This window comes from Aeromonas sp. MR16 (assembly GCF_022549315.1).
Taxonomy (GTDB): Bacteria; Pseudomonadota; Gammaproteobacteria; order Enterobacterales; family Aeromonadaceae; genus Aeromonas; species Aeromonas aquatica.
Genome location: NZ_JAKZFK010000016.1, coordinates 16,147 through 33,542 on the forward strand (window position 1 = coordinate 16,147; position 17,396 = coordinate 33,542).

The following is a 17,396-nucleotide window of genomic DNA, read 5'->3' on the forward strand; positions in this document are numbered from 1 at the left end:
TTATTAAACAAAAGCACCCTTGAAACAACATGGTGACTCATCTTGTCCCATGGCGGCAGGAAAAAATGTGTGCTTGTGCACGATAGCGTCCTTAACCCCTTAAAACTGCATCTGTTGCTCATTTTTCAAACGCCATGAAAAAGGGCACCCATGGGTGCCCTCATCCGTCATACCGCGAGTCAGCGCGTCTCCGCCAGCAGGGTATGGGCTATGGTACGCATGCCCAGGGTGTTGGCCCCCGGCGCCCACAGATTGTCGCCGTTCTCGCTGAAACAGGCGGCAAGATCGACGTGCAACCAGCCCTGCCCCTCGTTGGCAACAAAGCGGGAGAGGAAACCCGCCGCGTTGGAGGCGCCCCCCGGACCACCGCCCGGCACCGGCCGGCTGTTGGCCGTGTCGGCGTAGTGGGACGGGCACTGCTGGCGATGCCAAGGCTCCAGCGGCAGCGGCCAGGCAGCTTCCTGCTCGGCATCCGCATAAGCCATGGCCCGGCTCACCAACCCCTTGTCCAGGCCAAAGAGCGCGTTGTAACGCCCCCCCAGCGCCATCACGGCCGCCCCGGTGAGGGTGGCGGCGTCGATGACCAGGGGCGCCCCGGACTCACCGGCGAGCTGCAGGCCGTCTGCCAGCACCAACCGCCCCTCGGCGTCGGTGTTGACTATTTCCACCGTGGTGCCGTTCTTGTAGGTGAGGATGTCACCCAGCTTGTAGGCATGGCCGGAGACCAGGTTCTCGGCGCAGCAGAGGATGAGCTTCACCCGCTTGTCCAGACCGCGCAAGATGGCCAGCGCCAGCGCGCCGGTGACGATGGCCGCGCCCCCCATGTCATGCTTCATGGTGAGCATGCCCTGGGAAGTCTTCATGGAGTAGCCACCGGAGTCGAAGGTGATGCCCTTGCCCACCAGGGCGGCAGCCACCGGCGCCCTGGGATCCCGGCTCGGGTTGAAGTCCAGCTCCAGCATCACCGGCTCCCGATCGCTGCCACGGCCGACCTGATAGAGACCGACCCAACCTGCCTGCTGCAACGCCTCCCCCTTGAGGATGCGGTGACTGATGCGATCCGGTGCCAGCTCGGTGATGAAGGCGGCCGCCTCCACCGCCAGATCCAGCGGCCCCAGCTGCTCCGGGGTGGCATTGGTCATCTCGCGCACCCAGCGGCCGCACAACCAGCGCGCCTCCAGCTCCTCCCTGTCCTCCTCGGACGAGGTGGCCCACTGCAGCTCAACCTCGGCCTTGGGGGTCTGCAGCCCTTGGGCGAAGGCCCATTGCTGCTCCCGCTCCCAGTGACCGCACAGGGCGACCGTCTGGATCCCCTGACCACAGAGGCGGCGGGCCGCCTGCTGGATGTCCAGCAAGGGGCTGGCGGTCACCAGATGGATCACCATGCCATCGGCGCGGTGTGAGAGCAGCGCTCCCTCGCCCCACTCGGCGGCGGCAAATTCACGACTCAGCCAGACGTTCATTCAGTCACCTCTTGCAACCAGCGGGCTACCGATAGTACGCAGGCCGTGGCCCCTTGCGCCGGCTGTCCCAAACCATCACCCAATTCTTGATTCAGCCAGACACTCATTCACTCACCTCCTGCAACCAACGGGCAATGGTACGCAGACCGTGGCCCTTGGCACCGGTCGCCCACAGCTCGTTGCCGGATTTTTGATAGGAGGCGGCCAAGTCCAGGTGTACCCAGCCTTTGCCCTCATCGCGCACGAAGCGCGACAGGAAGGCTGCCGCCGTGGTGGCACCGGCGGTGCCTTCGGCGGAGGCGACGTTGCCCAGCTCGGCGAAGGCCGAGGTGAGCTGGCCCGCATGCCAGGGCTCGAGCGGCAGCGGCCAGGCCTTCTCATTTTCCGCTTTCGCGGCGGCCAGGGCACGGGCTTGCTCGGTTTCATCCAGGGCAAACACGGCGTTGTAGTCACGCCCCAACGCTGTCTTGGCGGCGCCGGTCAGGGTGGCGGCATCGAGAATGTGGACGGCGCCGCTGTCGGAGGCCGCCAGCAGGCCATCGGCCAGCACCAGGCGGCCTTCCGCATCGGTGTTCTGGATCTCCACCGAGATGCCGTTCTTGTAGGTAAGAATGTCGCCGAGCTTGAAGGCGTTGCCCGACACCAGATTCTCGGCGCAGCAGAGGATGAGCTTCACCCGTTTGTTCAGACCGCGGCTGATGGCCAATGCCAGCGCCCCCGTCACCATGGCGGCGCCCCCCATGTCGGACTTCATCGGCAGCATGTTGTCGGAGGACTTCATGGAATAGCCACCGGAATCGAAGGTAATACCCTTGCCCACCAGGGCCGCGGTCACCGGGGCATTGGCATTCCCGGTCGGGTTGTAGTCGAGCTCCAGCAGCACGGGCTCCCGCTCGCTGCCCCGGCCCACCGACCAGATCCCGATGTGACCGGCCTCGCGCAGGGCCTCGCCGGCGGTGATACGGGCGGTGACCTTGTCCCCCGCCAGACCGCGAATGAGCAGCAGGGCTGATTCTGCCAGGCTCATGGGGTAGATGGCTTCCGGGCAACCGTTGGTTATTTCGCGCACCCAGCGGGTCGCTTTTTGCAATGCATCCAGCTCGCAGGCATCGGCGGCGCTCTGCTCACCGACATCCAGCTCGCGCTCACCCTTGGCGGCATAGAAACCCTGGGCGAAGGCGTAGCGACGCTCCAGATCCCAGCCCTCCCCCTCCAGCTTGACTCGCTTGATGCCGCTGGATTCGAGCCTGCGGGCGGCACGCTGGATGGCGCGCAGGGCGTCCAGCTCCTGGCGGACAAGGCCCAGGTGGATCAGCGCATGCTCACCACTGAAACTGAGCAGGGCCCCTTCACCCCAGTGGGCGGCGGCTGCCTGGGTGGATAACAATACCTTCATCATCTCAGCCATCTTCTCTTGCTTCCTTTTTATGGGCTCTTTTCATGAACAAATACGGGAATGACGAATACAAAAAAGGCCGTCCCCCGAGGGGTCGGCCTTCACCATATCACTACTGCACCGCCGGATGCTGCACGTGCAATTCACTCATGTGTAATTAACGCGCCATCAATGCCGTTCGGAGGCGAGGTTGATGGTGTACTTGGGCAGCTCCACCACCAGATCCTCGTCCGCCAGACGGGCCTGGCAGCTCAAGCGGGATTCAGGCTCAAGTCCCCATGCCTTGTCCAGCATGTCATCTTCCAGCTCGTCGCTCGGCTCGAGGGAGTCGAAGCCTTCGCGCACTATGCAGTGGCAGGTGGTGCAGGCGCAGGACTTCTCGCAGGCATGCTCGACCTCGATGCCGTTGCGCAGCGCGATGTCCAGAATGGTCTCACCGCTTTGCCCCTCGAGGGCGGCGCCGTCCGGACAGAGTTCGGGGTGAGGCAGAATGATCAGTTTTGGCATATTACACCTTGTTGACGTTTTGGCCGGTCAGCACCTTGCGAATGGAAGCATCCATGCGACGGGCCGCAAACTCGCCACTGACGGCATCCGCCGCCTCGATGGCATCTTTGATTTGATTGGTCGTGCCCGAGCCGCGCATGGCCAGCAGATGAGCGATGGCGGCATCGATCTCGGCGCGCTCGGCGGCACTGAGCAATGCCTCGCCATCGGCGGCCAGGGCGGCATTGAGACTCTCGACCACGCGATCGGCCTCAACCTGCTGCTCCGCCAGCATGCGGGCATCCATGTCTTGCTGGGCATTGGCGATGGAGGCACTCAGCATGCTGAGAATATCCTCTTCCGCCAGCCCATAAGAGGGTTTTATCTGGATTTCTGCCTGCACACCGGAGGATTTCTCCATGGCGCTGACCGAGAGCAGACCATCCGCATCCACCTGGAAGGTGACCCGGATGTGGGCGGCGCCCGCCGCCATGGGCGGAATGCCGGTCAGGGTGAAGCGGGCCAGGGAGCGGCAATCCGCCACCAGCTCACGTTCCCCCTGCACCACGTGGATCGCCATCGCGGTCTGGCCATCCTTGAAGGTAGTGAACTCCTGGGCACGGGCCACCGGTATGGTGGTGTTGCGCGGGATCACCTTCTCGGCGAGGCCACCCATGGTCTCGAGCCCCAGGGAGAGCGGGATGACGTCCAGCAGCAGCATCTCGGCATCGGGCTTGTTGCCCACCAGGATGTCGGCCTGGATGGCGGCACCGATGGCCACCACCTTGTCCGGATCTATGCTGGTCAGCGGCGTGCGCTGGAAGAAGTCTCCCACCAACTCGCGCACCAGCGGCACCCGGGTCGAGCCCCCGACCATCACCACTTCCAGCACCTCCACCTGCTCCAGCCCTGCATCGCGCAGGGCGCGGCGACAGGCCAGCAGGGTGCGCTTGACCAAGGGTGTGATGAGCGCATCGAACTGGGTACGGGTCACCTCCCCCTGCCAGTTGGCGAAGGCGCAAGCCACGCTATCTTCATCGGTCAGGCCATGCTTGACCGCCGCCGCCACGTCCAGCAGCTCGCGCTGGGTGCGGGCATCGAGCTGGCCGCTCAGGCCGGCTTGCGCCTTGATCCAGTCCGCCAGCAGGTGATCGAAGTCATCGCCCCCCAGCGCCGAGTCGCCGCCGGTGGCCATCACCTCGAACACACCGCGATGCAGGCGCAGGATGGAGATGTCGAAGGTGCCGCCGCCGAGGTCGTACACGGCGATCACCCCTTCCTGACCGGAGTCGAGGCCGTAGGCGATGGCGGCGGCAGTGGGCTCGTTCAGCAGACGCAGCACATGCAGACCGGCCAGACGGGCCGCATCCTTGGTGCCCTGACGCTGGGCGTCATCGAAATAGGCGGGCACCGTGATGACCACGCCGTCGAGATCACCACCGAGGGAGGCGGCGCCGCGGGCAGCCAGGGCTTTCAGGATCTCGGCCGAGACCTGCACCGGGTTGACCAGTCCCTGACGGGTCTGCAACTGGGGCATGCCGCTGTCGCTGGCAACGAATTCATAGGGCTGCTGGCGGGTGTCGATGTCGGCCAGCGCTTTGCCCATCATCCGTTTGACCGAGACTATGGTGTTGTGGGGATCGAGGGCGGCTTCACGCTTGGCGTCGAAACCGACCCGGATGGCGTCGGCCTGATAGTGGACCACAGAAGGCAGCAAGGAGCGCCCCTGCTCGTCACCCAGGGTATCGGCCCGGCCGCTGCGCACGGCGGCGACCAGCGAGTTGGTAGTACCGAGATCGATGCCAACGGCGCGTTTATGCTGATGAGGGGCGGCGCTCTGGCCGGGCTCGGCGATTTGCAATAATGCCATGGATAATCAAACTTCCAGCGTTAGAGGATCAAGACTCGAACAGCGAGTCTTCGAATCGTTCCAGCTCCTCGAGGAGCTTGTCGACAAACTTGAGTTTGCGCACGCAATCGGCGGCGGCAAGATCATCACCCGCGGTGAGACTGGCGGTGAGCCGTTGCATCAGCGACTGGTGATCATGCCTGATTTCGCGGCGAAAATCTTCGATGGCCCCCTCAGGACTCGCATTCCCTTTCAGGTCAGCCAGACGCTCGCGCCATTCCAGCTGCTGCATCAGGAAGCCGGTATCTTGCAGGGTCTGTTGTTCACCACGGATGTCGGTGCCGCGCAGGGAGAGCAGGTACTCGGCCCGGCGCAGGGGTGCCTTGAGGGTGGTGAAGGCGTCGTTGATCTGGGCGGCACGCTGCACCGCAGCCAACTGCTCCCGCTCGGGGGCGGTGGCGAAACGATCGGGATGGAACTGGGTTTGCAACCGGCGGTAGGTCTCGGCCAGCTGGCGGGTATCGAGCTCGAAGCCCTCTGCCAGCCCGAACAGCTCGAAATGATTCATCATGGGTCCTTAGACTCGAAGGCTTGCACCTGGCTCGCCATCCACCTTGAAACGGCTGAACCGGCAGCAAGCTGCCGGTTCAATCGCTCATACACTGAAGCTTTCGCCACAACCACACTCGCCCTTGGCGTTGGGATTGTTGAACTGGAAACCCTCGTTGAGGCCCTCCTTGACGAAGTCCAGCTCGGTGCCATCCAGATGGATCAGGCTCTTGGCGTCGACGATGATCTTGACACCGTTTTGCTCGAACACCTGATCCTCAGCGGCCAGCTCATCCACGAACTCGAGCACATAGGCAAGGCCCGAACAACCTGTGGTCTTGACGCCGAGGCGCAGGCCGATGCCCTTGCCCCGGTTGGTTATAAAAGAGGAAACCCGCGCCGCTGCGGCATCTGTCATGGTAATGGCCATACTGCTCTCCGGACCTTAGAGACCTTTCTTCTGCTTGTAATCGGCGATGGCGGCCTTGATGGCATCCTCCGCCAGAATGGAGCAGTGGATCTTCACCGGTGGCAGTGCCAGCTCTTCGGCGATGTCGGTGTTCTTGATCCCGGCCGCTTCGTCCAGGGTCTTGCCCTTGACCCATTCGGTCACCAGGGAGCTGGAGGCGATGGCGGAGCCGCAACCGTAGGTCTTGAACTTGGCATCTTCGATGATGCCGTCGTCGCTGATCTTCAGTTGCAGTTTCATCACGTCGCCACAAGCCGGGGCGCCGACCATGCCGGTCGCGATGCTCGGATCGTTCTTGTCAAAACCACCGACGTTACGGGGGTTCTCGTAGTGGTCTATTACTTTTTCACTGTAAGCCATATCTAACTCCTGCTAATTCCGTTGTTCACCAAACACTTGCCTCTTGGCCGTGATCAGTGATGAGCCCATTCGACCGTGTTCAGATCGACGCCGTCCTTGAACATCTCCCACAGGGGAGACATCTCGCGCAGGCGGCCGATGGAGTCGCAGATGAGCTTGATTGCGTAGTCGATTTCTTCCTCGGTGGTGAAGCGACCGATGCTGAAACGGATGGAGCTGTGTGCCAGCTCGTCGTTCAGGCCAAGGGCGCGCAGCACATAGGAAGGTTCCAGGCTGGCAGAGGTACAGGCCGAGCCGGAAGAGACCGCCAGATCCTTCAGTGCCATGATGAGGGATTCCCCTTCCACATAGGCGAAGCTGACGTTCAGGTTACCCGGGACACGGTGGTCCAGATCGCCGTTGATATAGACTTCTTCGATGTTCTTGATGCCGTTCCACAGACGCTGGCGCAGGGCCATGATGTGCTGGCTCTCGCTCGCCATCTCTTCCTTGGCGATGCGGAAGGCTTCGCCCATGCCGACGATCTGGTGAGTCGGCAGGGTGCCGGAGCGCATGCCGCGCTCATGACCACCGCCGTGCATCTGGGCTTCCAGACGTACCCGCGGCTTGCGGCGCACGAACAGGGCACCGATCCCTTTCGGGCCGTATACCTTGTGGGCGGACATGGAGAGCAGGTCAACCTTGAGCGCTTCCACGTCGACCGGGATCTTGCCCACGCTCTGGACAGCATCCACGTGCAGCAGGATCTTGCGGGAGCGGCACAGCTCGCCGATGGCGGCGATGTCTTGCACCACACCGATCTCGTTGTTGACGTGCATGATGCTCACCAGGATGGTGTCATCGCGCAGGGCGCCTTCGATCTGCTCGATGGTGAACAGGCCATTTGGCATCGGCTCGAGGTAGGTCACCTCATAGCCTTCACGCTCCAGCTGACGGCAGGTATCGAGAACTGCCTTGTGCTCGGTCTTGGAGGTGATGATGTGCTTGCCCTTGCCAGCGTAGAAATGGGCAACGCCCTTGATGGCCAGGTTGTTGGATTCAGTCGCACCTGAGGTGAAGACGATTTCGCGAGGGTCCGCGCCAATCAGCTCTGCCACTTGATTACGGGCCAGATCCACCGCCTCTTCGGCCTGCCAGCCGAAACGGTGAGAGCGGGAGGCAGGGTTGCCAAACAGGCCGTCCATGGTGAGGCACTGCATCATTTTTTCTGCGACCCGCGGGTCTACCGGGCAGGTTGCCGAATAATCAAGGTAAATAGGCAGTTTCATGTTTTTCTCCGTTACGACGAATCACACAGCGAGTCGTCGTGGAAAGCACGTTTGTTTATAGTTGGACTTTTAAGCTCACATCACCGCGTTCCGCCCGTTCAACCAGGGACAACACGGTCTTCATTTGTTCATCTTGCTTGCCGGCGATGCGGCGCACATCGGCCTGACCCACCAGCTCGGCCAGGGTAATGTTCCCCAGGAAGCTGGAAATGCGCTCGCTGAGGTCACGCCACAGGGAGTGGGTCAGACACTGGGTACCACCGTGGCAGCCACCCTTGCCCAGACACTTGGTCGCATCGACCGACTCATCGACCGCGGTGATCACCTGACCGACCGAGATCTCGCCAGGGGCCAGTCCGAGGCGGTAACCGCCACCCGGGCCCCGCACGCTGCTCACCAGGCCATGCTTGCGCAGGCGGGCAAACAACTGCTCCAGATAGGACAATGAGATGCCCTGGCGCTCTGAAATATCAGCCAGGGGCACGGGCCCCTGCTCTGCATGCAACGCCACGTCGAGCATGGCTGTCACTGCGTAACGTCCTTTTGAGGTCAGTCTCATATGCCTTACCGTTTGCGAACAAATCAATATGGGCACATGGTCACATACCCGACTATTTCAGTCAAGTATATGGTTGAGCAATTCAGTCGGGATTAGTCCTGCGGACGGGGTTTCTGCACCGAGGTGAGAATACCGCGCAAAATGTTCAGTTCAACCACTTCCGGCCGAGCCCGGTTGAACAGGCGGCGCAGCTTGCTCATCACGTGACCGGGATGTTCTTCGGTGATGAACCCCGTCTTCTGCAGCGTCTGCTCAAGATGCTGATAAAAACCTTCCAGTTGCTCGGCACTGGGATAGTCCATCGGCTCTTCTTGTGGCTCGGGCGCCTGCTCCTGCAACCAGCGCATGCGCACCTCGTAACAGAGGGTCTGCACCGCCATGGCCAGATTGAGGGAGCTGTACTCGGGGTTGGCCGAAATGGCCACGTGGTAGTGGCACTTTTGCAGCTCATCGTTGGTGAGACCAGTACGTTCACGGCCAAACACCAGAGCGACCGGATGCGTCACCCCCTCGGTCACCAGCTTCTCGGCGGCTTCGCGGGGATCCAGCATGGGCCAGCTCAGGGTACGGGAGCGGGCACTGGTGCCGATGACCAGGGTGCAGTCGGCGATGGCGTCATCCAGGGTCGGGACGATGCGGGCATTGGCCAGAACATCGCTGGCCCCTGCCGCCAGGGCCATGGCGTTGTCATCGGGCAGCGCTTGTGGATCGACCAATACCAGCTGGGTCAGCCCCATGGTCTTCATGGCCCGCGCCGCGGACCCCATGTTGCCGGGGTGGGAGGTATTTACCAACACGATACGAATCTGGTCCAGCATGCCCTGTCAATCTTCCGTCAAAAATGGCGCGCAATTGTAACATAACCAATCGCTATTTTGGCATCGCTTCTGACCCCGCATTTCAGAACAAAAATGGGCAGGCGTATAACCAAGCAGCATGAGGGCAAGAGAAGGGGCGGGCTAACCTTAAAAGAGTTCAAGATGCACGATCCGGAGTCGCCACCCATGCTTCCCTCCTGGCTCTACGAGCAGTTGCCCGGCCTTTACCTGCTGTTGTCGGCAGGGCTGGTGCTCTTCGTCCACTCCCCGCTGCTCTGGCTCGCGGCGGCCTTGTTGTTCGGGGTGGGCGCCATCCTCTGGATGATGCGATCCAACTACCGACGCACCGATCTGATCATCTTCCCGGCCAAACGCTGGTTCCAACCCGAGTGGTACTACGAGGCGCTGCCGTTTGTGTGGCTGGCACTGGCGCTGCTGTTGCTGCGCCTGCCGGGTAACACGGCGCTGCTGGCCCTGCTACCCGGTCTGTGGGGTTGCCGCTGTCTGTGGGCCCGGCGGCGCCATCGCCATCATGCCCCAGGCCTGGCGCTGCACCTGAGGCGCAGTTCAGGCCGTCGGCGCGGGCACCGGATCCTGCGCTGAGCGGGCCCGCTCGACCAGGGTCGCCAAGTCCATCAGCGGGTACTTCATCAGCCTGGGCAGGCCGTCGAGATCCAGGCTGTCCATCAGGTTCTTCACTTCCAGTCCGAGCTCAGTGTCCCCCTCTATCTTCAGCTTCCGCTGGAAGAAGAGTGAGTCCGGATCCTCCCGGCGGGCGGCGATCAGGATAAGATCCTGGCTGTTGCCACTGAAGCAGACGTCTGCGTGTTCACAGTCACGAGCCACCACCAGCTTCCCCTCCCGATCGCTGATAAACCAGCAGAGTTCGAGATCCGTCACCTCGACTTTCAGCCACTTGCCCGCCAGGAACGCGAAGTCGCCGTCCTGGATGGCCTCCTTGAACACCTGGGCCAGCAGCCCCTCCATCAGATTTTGCTGAAGGGAGAAGGGCACCAGCTTGAGGGGATGACGCAAGAGACGAGGTGCCTGTTCGACCAGGCGACGTTGCAGTTGTTGAAACACGATAAACTCCCAGTTTTTTGCGCATTCAAACACAGTGCAATTGTCAGGATCCTGTTGAAAATCAAAATTGTGGCCACTTACCTCAAGAAGGGTAAAGCCACACAAAGCTGCCTCAGGTCAAAAAGTGGGAGCGCGCCGGTGCATACAATCGGGCCACTTTTGCATTTTTGCCCTCTCGGAGCGTACCCGATGGAATTACTCTGCCCGGCAGGCAGCCTGCCGGCACTGAAAACGGCCGTGGATAACGGCGCCGATGCGGTCTATATCGGTTTCAAGGATGACACCAATGCCCGCCATTTTGCCGGCCTCAACTTCACCGACAGCAAGCTGGCCAAGGCGGTGGATTACGTGCACCAGCACGGCCGCAAGCTGCACATCGCCATCAACACCTTTGCCCATCCGGGCTCCGACGCCAGATGGAAGCAGGCGGTGGACAGAGGGGTGGCGCTCGGCGCCGATGCGCTGATCATCGCCGATCTCGCCGTGCTCGATTACGCCAGCCGCCAGTATCCGGACATGGAGCTGCACGTATCGGTGCAGGCCAGTGCCACCAATGCCGCCGCCATTCGCTTCTACCAGCAGCACTTCAACGTCGCCCGGGTGGTACTTCCACGGGTGCTCTCCATGCACCAGGTCCGGCAACTGGCTCGCGAGACCGACGTCGGCCTCGAGGTCTTTGCCTTCGGCAGCCTCTGCATCATGGCGGAGGGGCGCTGCTACCTCTCCTCCTACATGACTGGGGAGAGCCCCAACACAGTCGGTGCCTGCTCGCCAGCCAAGTTCGTGCGCTGGGAGGAGACCCCGGGCGGCCTCGAATCCCGCTTGAACGAGGTGCTGATCGACCGCTACGGCCCGGGTGAGAACGCCGGCTACCCGACCCTGTGCAAGGGACGCTTCGAGGTGGATGGCCAGATCTATCACGCCCTGGAGGAACCCACCAGCCTCAACACCCTGGGCCTCTTGCCCGAACTGTTCCAGACCGGGATCCAGTCGGTCAAGATCGAGGGCCGCCAGCGCAGCCCCGCCTATGTGGAGCAGGTGACCCGGGTCTGGCGCGCCGCCATCGACAGCTACCAGGCCAACCCGGAGGCTTATAGCGTCAAGGCCGAATGGGATGCCCAGCTCGCCCGCGTCTCCGAGGGGAGCCAGACCACCCTGGGTGCCTACCACCGCCAGTGGCAATAAGGAGAGGCCCCATGTCCCGCTTTCTCAGACAAGACGGCAACATCTTCCACTGCCAGCATCACGGCAAGGAGCACAATTAATGCAATTTTCTCTCGGGCCCATTCTCTTCTACTGGCCCAAGGCCGACACCCAGGCCTTCTATGAGGCCGCGACGCACAGCCAGGCCGACATCATCTATCTGGGGGAGACGGTGTGCAGCAAGCGCCGTGAACTCAAGGTGGATGACTGGATTGCCCTGGCTCGCCAGGTGGCCGCCTCCGGCAAGCAGGCCGTGCTCTCCACCCTGGCGCTGATCTCGGCCCCCTCCGAGCTCAAAGAGGTCAAACGGCTGGTGGACAATGGCGAGCTGCTGATCGAAACCAACGATCTGGGCACAGCCCAGCTCGCCTGGGAAGCCGGTCTGCCGTTCGTGTGCGGCCCGGCCATCAATGCCTACAACGCCGACGTGCTGCGCATGCTGCTCAAACAGGGGATGCAACGCTGGGTGATGCCGGTGGAGCTCTCCCGCGACTGGCTGGTACAGCTCGAGCAGGATCTGGGCCCGGCCCGCCGCCAGTTCGAGGTGGAGGTGTTCGCCTACGGTCACCTGCCGCTCGCCTACTCGGCGCGCTGCTTCACCGCCCGCTCCCTCAACAAGCCCAAAGACAGCTGCGAGCTCGCCTGCATCCACTACCCCACAGGGCGCCTCGCCAGCAGCCGGGAGGGGCAGAAGGTGTTCAATCTCAACGGTATCCAGACCCAATCAGGCTACTGCTACAACCTCGGCAACGAGCTGGCCAGCATGGCGGATCTGGTGGACGTGGTGCGCCTCTCCCCCGAAGGGATGGAGACGCTGGAGATGCTCGCCCGCTTCAGAGCCAATGCGCAGGGTCAGGCTCCCCTGCCCCTGCAGCAGGAGCGGGACTGCAACGGCTACTGGCGGCAGATCCCCGGCATGAGCCTGGTGGAATAACCCAGCCGCGAAGGGGACTCGGCAAAGCGGCTGCCACGGCTGCCGATGCCCACGATTCTCCGGCATGCGACGAGTGGGGAAAAAACCAACATTGCCGGATCACAGACAGCAAAAAGGCCTCATCAAGAGGCCCTTTTTCATTTAATGACTCTTTTCCAACTCTCCTCTTAAATATCAGGTCATTACCGCAAATCCTCACTGCATTTGACTTGCCTCAACATTCGCGGCTGGAGAGTGGCCTACTCTGGTGAGCTGTCAGTCACCCCCTTTCCTGCATTGGTATGGTCAACGATGTGGACAATCCAAGGCAGCAGCCCTCTACCTGACAGGCGAATTATTCACACTGCCCCGCTGCACCTTTGAGTGGGTTGAAGCACACAGCATCCTGTAAAAAATCTGGAGCAAAGTGGGCATAGGGCATTGTCTGCTGGATGGTTGCATGGCCCAGGATTCGCTGTAGCACCAGGATATTGCCGCCATTGGCCATAAAGTGGGTGGCGAAAGTGTGTCGCAGCACATGCACCGCTTGCCCCTTTGGCAAATCTGGCTTCACCGCTTTGAGCATCTCCCGCACTTGCGGATAGTTTGCGACAGGAACAACAGCCCGCGCCGGTTCGCCACCCACTCGTGCTCGACCTCCTAACTGATCGGCACCGTGCGTTTCTTGCCGTTCTTGGTGGTCACGAAGGTAACCCGACGGTTCACCACATGCTCGGCCATTAGATTGGCGGCCTCACTTCACCGTGCCACCGTGCTCAGGCACAACACAGCGATACCTCGATCATCCCCTGCCAACCCAGCCAGCCCAGAATTGCTCGACCTCAAGTGGAGAGAGATAGCTCATCTCTCTGGGGGCAACCTTCAATGCCTTCAGCTCCCGAATCGGGTTCTCATCCCTGAAAAAGCCACCCTCTATGAGGACGTTAAACATGCCCCCTCACTCCACCACCAAGCGGTTGACGCAATTGGGGAGGATGCCTGCGGTCAACATGCACGAACATAACAGGGTCAGCGCATGGTTATCGAGCTGGCTAACCCTGCCCCCCCAATAACGATAGGCCCGCTTCAAGGTGCGATGGAAATGCACACCCCATTTTTGATACTGCCCTTTGTGAGCCCACCAGATCTCGATGAGTTCTGCCAGTGTGCGGCCAGCCCTTGCAGCTTATGGACGATGAAACAATGCATCATGGTTACAGAACCGAGAGGCAATTTATGAGCGGGCCGGGGGATTGAGATTACCAAATAGTCTCATATCAAATTTTCTAAGGCGTAATTCAGAATCCATCACGCATTAGTACAACAGTTCATTACATCAAAAAATATTGTTCGATTTTTACAACAATAAAAATAAATAGTTTAAGTTTCATTTAGTTCATAAAGCCCAGAAACCTGCACTGGAGCTGAACACACTTTAAATAACCCTAATGAGTCCTGTTTTCGTGATTCTGACCCCTTTATTTAATCAACCACTTCCCTTATGTTTAATAAATTGCTCAAGCCATAAGGAGGTGAACTGAAAGCAATAGACATAGGATTTATAAATATAAAAAATCCCATGGATCTTATTTTTAAAAAACAGGGATAAATCATGAAAAACAAAAAATATATTTTTATGACGCTGGTGCTTGCGTCCACATCCTCCATAGCAGAAGAATTCCCCAAGCTTGATGAGGCGTATCCCAGCAATATTAATATTCGTGGTTTCGAACCTGTTTTTGACTTCGATACCGATGGCTGTTATCCGGCCGCAGGCATCAGTCGAAGCGGAGTGAAAAACCCAGGGCTGAAGACATCGGGAGCCCTGAACGGTAGTTGCCGTGACGCCGGCTTCCTAGAAATATCAAACACATTACATAGATACGCATGCATCCCAGGCTCCGGTGGCACTTATTGCGCTCAGGTCTATGACATGTATTTCGAAAAAGATCAGGCTCAGAATGGCCCTGTAGGATTGGGCCATAGACATGACTGGGAAACGGTAACAGTATGGACATTGAACGGCGCTATTACTCATGTAGGCGCTAGTGCTCATGGGAAAATGGATGTTAAACCATTTGGTGAAATTGCTAAAGAAGGAAACCATGCAAAGATCGTGTACCATAAAAGTGGTTCATCAACACATGCGTTTAGATTCGCATCAAGCACTGAACCACCTGAAAATCATTATCAGTACTGGGTCACACCAGCTGTCACTACTTGGTATGAACTAAGAGGGGATGGAATAAGTAATCAAGATATGCGGAACAGACTTAACAGCTTTGACTATGGAGATGCGTCGATTAAGGTGAAAGATAGTTCTTTCTTAAGTTCCATAAATTCATGGAAACCGTCTGGCTATCCGACATTCACTCAAAGTAGTGTCGAAGCGTCAAATCCCAATCCATAATTAGTTGCTAAAAAACAGCCTCAGGTGATGAACTTTCCTGGGGCTGTTACTGTGAAAAAATTAAATTACTTCATCATTCGAGCATATCAATTGCGCTATTACGCTATTACGCTATTACGCTATCAGTCTTGCTATACCATTTTTCATCTATGGTAACCAGATTCAATATCACTTGGCAGGCCATTCGAGAAGAAAAGCTTAAGCTATGACGAAATAACAAGGCGGCTATACTCTGAATCGCCCCGAGTTTTCTAGACACTCTGCTGCTGAATATTGAGCTGCTTTTCAAACTCTACCGGTGACAGTCCGTTATTGGTCATCATGATGCTGTTTTTTACTTATGAAAGCGCGACGAATCAGCACAATGCTGGCACTCAACATGCCACCTAGCAGGGTGGCAAGCACCACGATCAGGGGACGCTTGGGTTTATCGCGACTCAGCTGCACTTCAGGAGCATCAAGATAGGAAAAAGGTTTGAAACGAATCGCTTCAACACGGACCTGTTTCAAACGTTCGATCTGTATTTGCAACTCGGCTAGTTTGGGCTGGTAGATGTTTAAGTCGATTATTTTCAATAGCTTCAGCTTTTCTTCCAACCCTTGGGTACCCAGGTTAATGGGGAAGCGCTCACTGCTGTTGTAGTTCTCTAGGGGCTGAGTCACGCCAGCCGCTTTTGCCACCTTAACCGCCAACTCGGTATTAATGATGTCACGCTTCAGCGCTTGCCTAGCATCTTCACTTGTGAGTTTCAAACTCATTGTCAGCGTATCCAGCCTGAGTGATTTCTGATCAGTCAGCTCATTTACCAGGCTCTGGTTTTGTTTGACGATAATGAAGTCGATGTAGTCCTCCAACATCTTCAAGGCATGCTCGGAGGTATCGGCACTGGTCGTCAGCCTCACACCCGGCTTATTTCCTTTTTCATCGACCGGTTCGGCAGAGATAAACTTGGACCAGTCACGGAGCCAGCGTCTTTTCCCCTGTTCATCTGGCTTAGCTGTTGCAATATGGCGCTTGAAGAGCTCGCTCTCTTGCAAATACTCCCGTTGATTATCATAGGAGTTGAATTCACGGATGAAATCATCATGAATCACCTTGCTGCTAGGAAATCCGGTGAGCCCCAACAACATGGCCTGGTTGGCAATCCGCGTCATAGGCAGCAGATCTTGCTGCAGAGGAGCCTTGATCACGGCCTTGGCCGACCAGACTTGTGGTGCCAACAACGCATAAGCAATACCTGCAGCAGTAAACAAACCTGTGATCAACAAGATCAATAACTTCTTGCGCCATAACACGATGATCAATTCGCTCAGGTCGATCTCATCACTGTACGAACCGGGGTACCAGCCAGGGGGCTGAATTTGATTGTTCTGCACATTCGATTCCTCTTTCAGCATTGGCAAGTACTCTCCTTGAATTCAGATAAGACTGTAATCCTGTTTTCATTGCTTGTGCAGAGAGTTGGAGGCGCTGTTTGGTATCTGAGTCGGCGGCTGATAGATAGGGGGCAGGATCACTTGGCATTGCCAGGGAAGGGCGCCGCATACATGACGCCATCAAGCAGCCCTGCATCTGTAGTAGTCAAGCAAAACTGGCTACGGTTTTATCAGCATTCCTGTAAAGGCGCTCAGATTCGTTGGGGGTTAACCCCCCCCCCTTGTATTGATGGGGTCTGATATCGCTGTAATACTCCATCAACTACTCGGTTATCGACTGTTGGGCATCCGCCATATTCCTGTATCCCGTCGCTGGTACCCATTCACTTTTCAAACGGCGAAACAGCCGCTCCATCGGCGCATTGTCCCAACAATTTCCCCGCCGACTCATGCTCTGCTCTATCCGATATCACCACAGCTGCTGGCGGTACCGACGACTGCTGTAATGGCTACCTTGATCCGAGTGAAACATGACTCCCGTCGGCCGCCCACGCGCCTCGAAGGCCATGGTCAGACCTTGGCTGTCAGTTCGCTGTCCGGCGACAGACTAAAAGCCCAACCCGCCGGTTTTCTGGCAAACTCCATCACCACCGCCAGATAGCCCCAACGCTGGCCGCTCCAGATGTAGATCATATCGCCACACCACACCTGATCCGGTCTGGTCACCGCAAACTGGCGCGCTAACCGGTTGGGGATGCTGACATGCTCCTGCTGCGCGCGTTGGTACTTGTGCACGGGGAGCTGGCTACTGACGAACACCAGCGTTTTCATCAGTTTACCTGCGCGATAACGGCTCAGTAATACCGTACTGGGTCACTATGTCAGCTATCGTCCGGGCCTCTGAGGAGTCACGCCTGAGTCCATGAGCCCGACGCACCTCGCTGCGCAAGATGACGAGCTGTGACGAAATGTTGGTAGAGATACAGAGCGTAAAGGCATAGGAGCGGAGCTGCAAGGCCTCAAGAGTCCTGTATGAGCATCAAGGGGCCTCCGGCTCCTTACTCTTACCCCTATAAACCCTGACCGCACATAATGTGATTATGTTAATAGGCGGCGCTTAGGATAAGACTGGATTTCCGTCCCACAAATACCGCTGCCGCCGATATGTATTGGCCTGCACATTTGAGAGAAGA

The 17,396-nt window shown here is 58.6% G+C and carries 18 protein-coding genes and 1 pseudogene; 4 read left to right on the top strand and 15 right to left on the bottom strand.

Annotated features, from left to right (window positions below):
• Positions 1–179: 179 nt before the first annotated feature.
• From pepB (MM194_RS12940) to trmJ, 10 genes are all read right to left on the bottom strand, one after another.
• Positions 180–1,463: an aminopeptidase PepB gene (gene pepB, locus MM194_RS12940; RefSeq protein ID WP_033129110.1), complete on the bottom strand. Its 1,284-nt coding sequence runs from the start codon at positions 1,461–1,463 to the stop codon at positions 180–182.
• Between the two features lie 103 nt (positions 1,464–1,566).
• Complete coding sequence (gene pepB / locus MM194_RS12945) at positions 1,567–2,871, bottom strand: aminopeptidase PepB (protein ID WP_241343759.1); 1,305 nt, start codon at positions 2,869–2,871, stop codon at positions 1,567–1,569.
• A 156-nt stretch (positions 2,872–3,027) separates the two neighbouring features.
• A complete protein-coding gene (fdx, locus tag MM194_RS12950; RefSeq protein ID WP_241343760.1) occupies positions 3,028–3,366 on the bottom strand; it encodes an ISC system 2Fe-2S type ferredoxin in 339 nt (112 codons plus the stop codon).
• Between the two features lies 1 nt (position 3,367).
• Positions 3,368–5,215: a Fe-S protein assembly chaperone HscA gene (hscA, locus tag MM194_RS12955; RefSeq protein WP_241343761.1), complete on the bottom strand. Its 1,848-nt coding sequence runs from the start codon at positions 5,213–5,215 to the stop codon at positions 3,368–3,370.
• Positions 5,216–5,243: 28 nt separating this feature from the next.
• A complete protein-coding gene (gene hscB, locus MM194_RS12960) occupies positions 5,244–5,762 on the bottom strand; it encodes a co-chaperone HscB (protein WP_241343762.1) in 519 nt (172 codons plus the stop codon).
• Positions 5,763–5,849: 87 nt separating this feature from the next.
• Positions 5,850–6,173: an iron-sulfur cluster assembly protein IscA gene (gene iscA / locus MM194_RS12965; protein WP_005324290.1), complete on the bottom strand. Its 324-nt coding sequence runs from the start codon at positions 6,171–6,173 to the stop codon at positions 5,850–5,852.
• Positions 6,174–6,188: 15 nt separating this feature from the next.
• A complete protein-coding gene (gene iscU / locus MM194_RS12970; protein ID WP_005299770.1) occupies positions 6,189–6,572 on the bottom strand; it encodes a Fe-S cluster assembly scaffold IscU in 384 nt (127 codons plus the stop codon).
• A gap of 53 nt (positions 6,573–6,625) precedes the next feature.
• Positions 6,626–7,840 (bottom strand): IscS subfamily cysteine desulfurase, encoded by a 1,215-nt coding sequence (locus MM194_RS12975; RefSeq protein ID WP_033129105.1) that lies wholly within the window; start codon positions 7,838–7,840, stop codon positions 6,626–6,628.
• 55 nt (positions 7,841–7,895) lie between these two features.
• Positions 7,896–8,399: a Fe-S cluster assembly transcriptional regulator IscR gene (iscR, locus tag MM194_RS12980; protein WP_033129104.1), complete on the bottom strand. Its 504-nt coding sequence runs from the start codon at positions 8,397–8,399 to the stop codon at positions 7,896–7,898.
• A gap of 92 nt (positions 8,400–8,491) precedes the next feature.
• The gene (gene trmJ / locus MM194_RS12985; RefSeq protein WP_033129103.1) at positions 8,492–9,217 is read right to left on the bottom strand and encodes a tRNA (cytosine(32)/uridine(32)-2'-O)-methyltransferase TrmJ; all 726 of its coding nucleotides are present in this window, start codon (positions 9,215–9,217) and stop codon (positions 8,492–8,494) included.
• A gap of 186 nt (positions 9,218–9,403) precedes the next feature.
• Here trmJ and MM194_RS12990 point away from each other — a divergent pair, with 186 nt between their 5' ends.
• The gene (locus MM194_RS12990; protein ID WP_033129175.1) at positions 9,404–9,820 is read left to right on the top strand and encodes a hypothetical protein; all 417 of its coding nucleotides are present in this window, start codon (positions 9,404–9,406) and stop codon (positions 9,818–9,820) included.
• Here the strand turns inward: MM194_RS12990 and MM194_RS12995 are convergent.
• Positions 9,785–10,300 carry an SCP2 sterol-binding domain-containing protein gene (locus MM194_RS12995; RefSeq protein ID WP_241343763.1) on the bottom strand — a complete coding sequence of 172 codons (516 nt, stop codon included), beginning with the start codon at positions 10,298–10,300 and terminating at the stop codon, positions 9,785–9,787. The genes MM194_RS12990 and MM194_RS12995 overlap by 36 nt on opposite strands.
• 189 nt (positions 10,301–10,489) lie before the next feature.
• Between MM194_RS12995 and MM194_RS13000 the strand changes: the two genes are divergently transcribed.
• Together MM194_RS13000 and MM194_RS13005 are read left to right on the top strand one after the other, a co-directional pair.
• Positions 10,490–11,485, top strand: coding sequence for a peptidase U32 family protein (locus MM194_RS13000; RefSeq protein WP_241343764.1), 996 nt, complete (start codon positions 10,490–10,492; stop codon positions 11,483–11,485).
• A gap of 79 nt (positions 11,486–11,564) precedes the next feature.
• A complete protein-coding gene (locus tag MM194_RS13005; RefSeq protein ID WP_241343765.1) occupies positions 11,565–12,437 on the top strand; it encodes a U32 family peptidase in 873 nt (290 codons plus the stop codon).
• A 334-nt stretch (positions 12,438–12,771) separates the two neighbouring features.
• Here MM194_RS13005 and MM194_RS13010 read toward each other — a convergent pair whose 3' ends face one another.
• Positions 12,772–13,062: a tyrosine-type recombinase/integrase gene (locus MM194_RS13010; protein ID WP_238566369.1), complete on the bottom strand. Its 291-nt coding sequence runs from the start codon at positions 13,060–13,062 to the stop codon at positions 12,772–12,774.
• 156 nt (positions 13,063–13,218) lie between these two features.
• A complete protein-coding gene (locus tag MM194_RS13015; protein WP_241343766.1) occupies positions 13,219–13,368 on the bottom strand; it encodes a hypothetical protein in 150 nt (49 codons plus the stop codon).
• A 660-nt stretch (positions 13,369–14,028) separates the two neighbouring features.
• Between MM194_RS13015 and MM194_RS13020 the strand changes: the two genes are divergently transcribed.
• A complete protein-coding gene (locus MM194_RS13020; protein WP_152598987.1) occupies positions 14,029–14,826 on the top strand; it encodes an NPP1 family protein in 798 nt (265 codons plus the stop codon).
• Positions 14,827–15,135: 309 nt separating this feature from the next.
• Here the strand turns inward: MM194_RS13020 and MM194_RS13025 are convergent, their stop codons facing one another.
• The gene (locus MM194_RS13025) at positions 15,136–16,224 is read right to left on the bottom strand and encodes a Wzz/FepE/Etk N-terminal domain-containing protein (protein WP_241343767.1); all 1,089 of its coding nucleotides are present in this window, start codon (positions 16,222–16,224) and stop codon (positions 15,136–15,138) included.
• A 184-nt stretch (positions 16,225–16,408) separates the two neighbouring features.
• Positions 16,409–17,155, bottom strand: a pseudogene (locus tag MM194_RS13030) (IS3 family transposase); the annotation flags it as partial.
• Positions 17,156–17,396 lie beyond the last annotated feature (241 nt).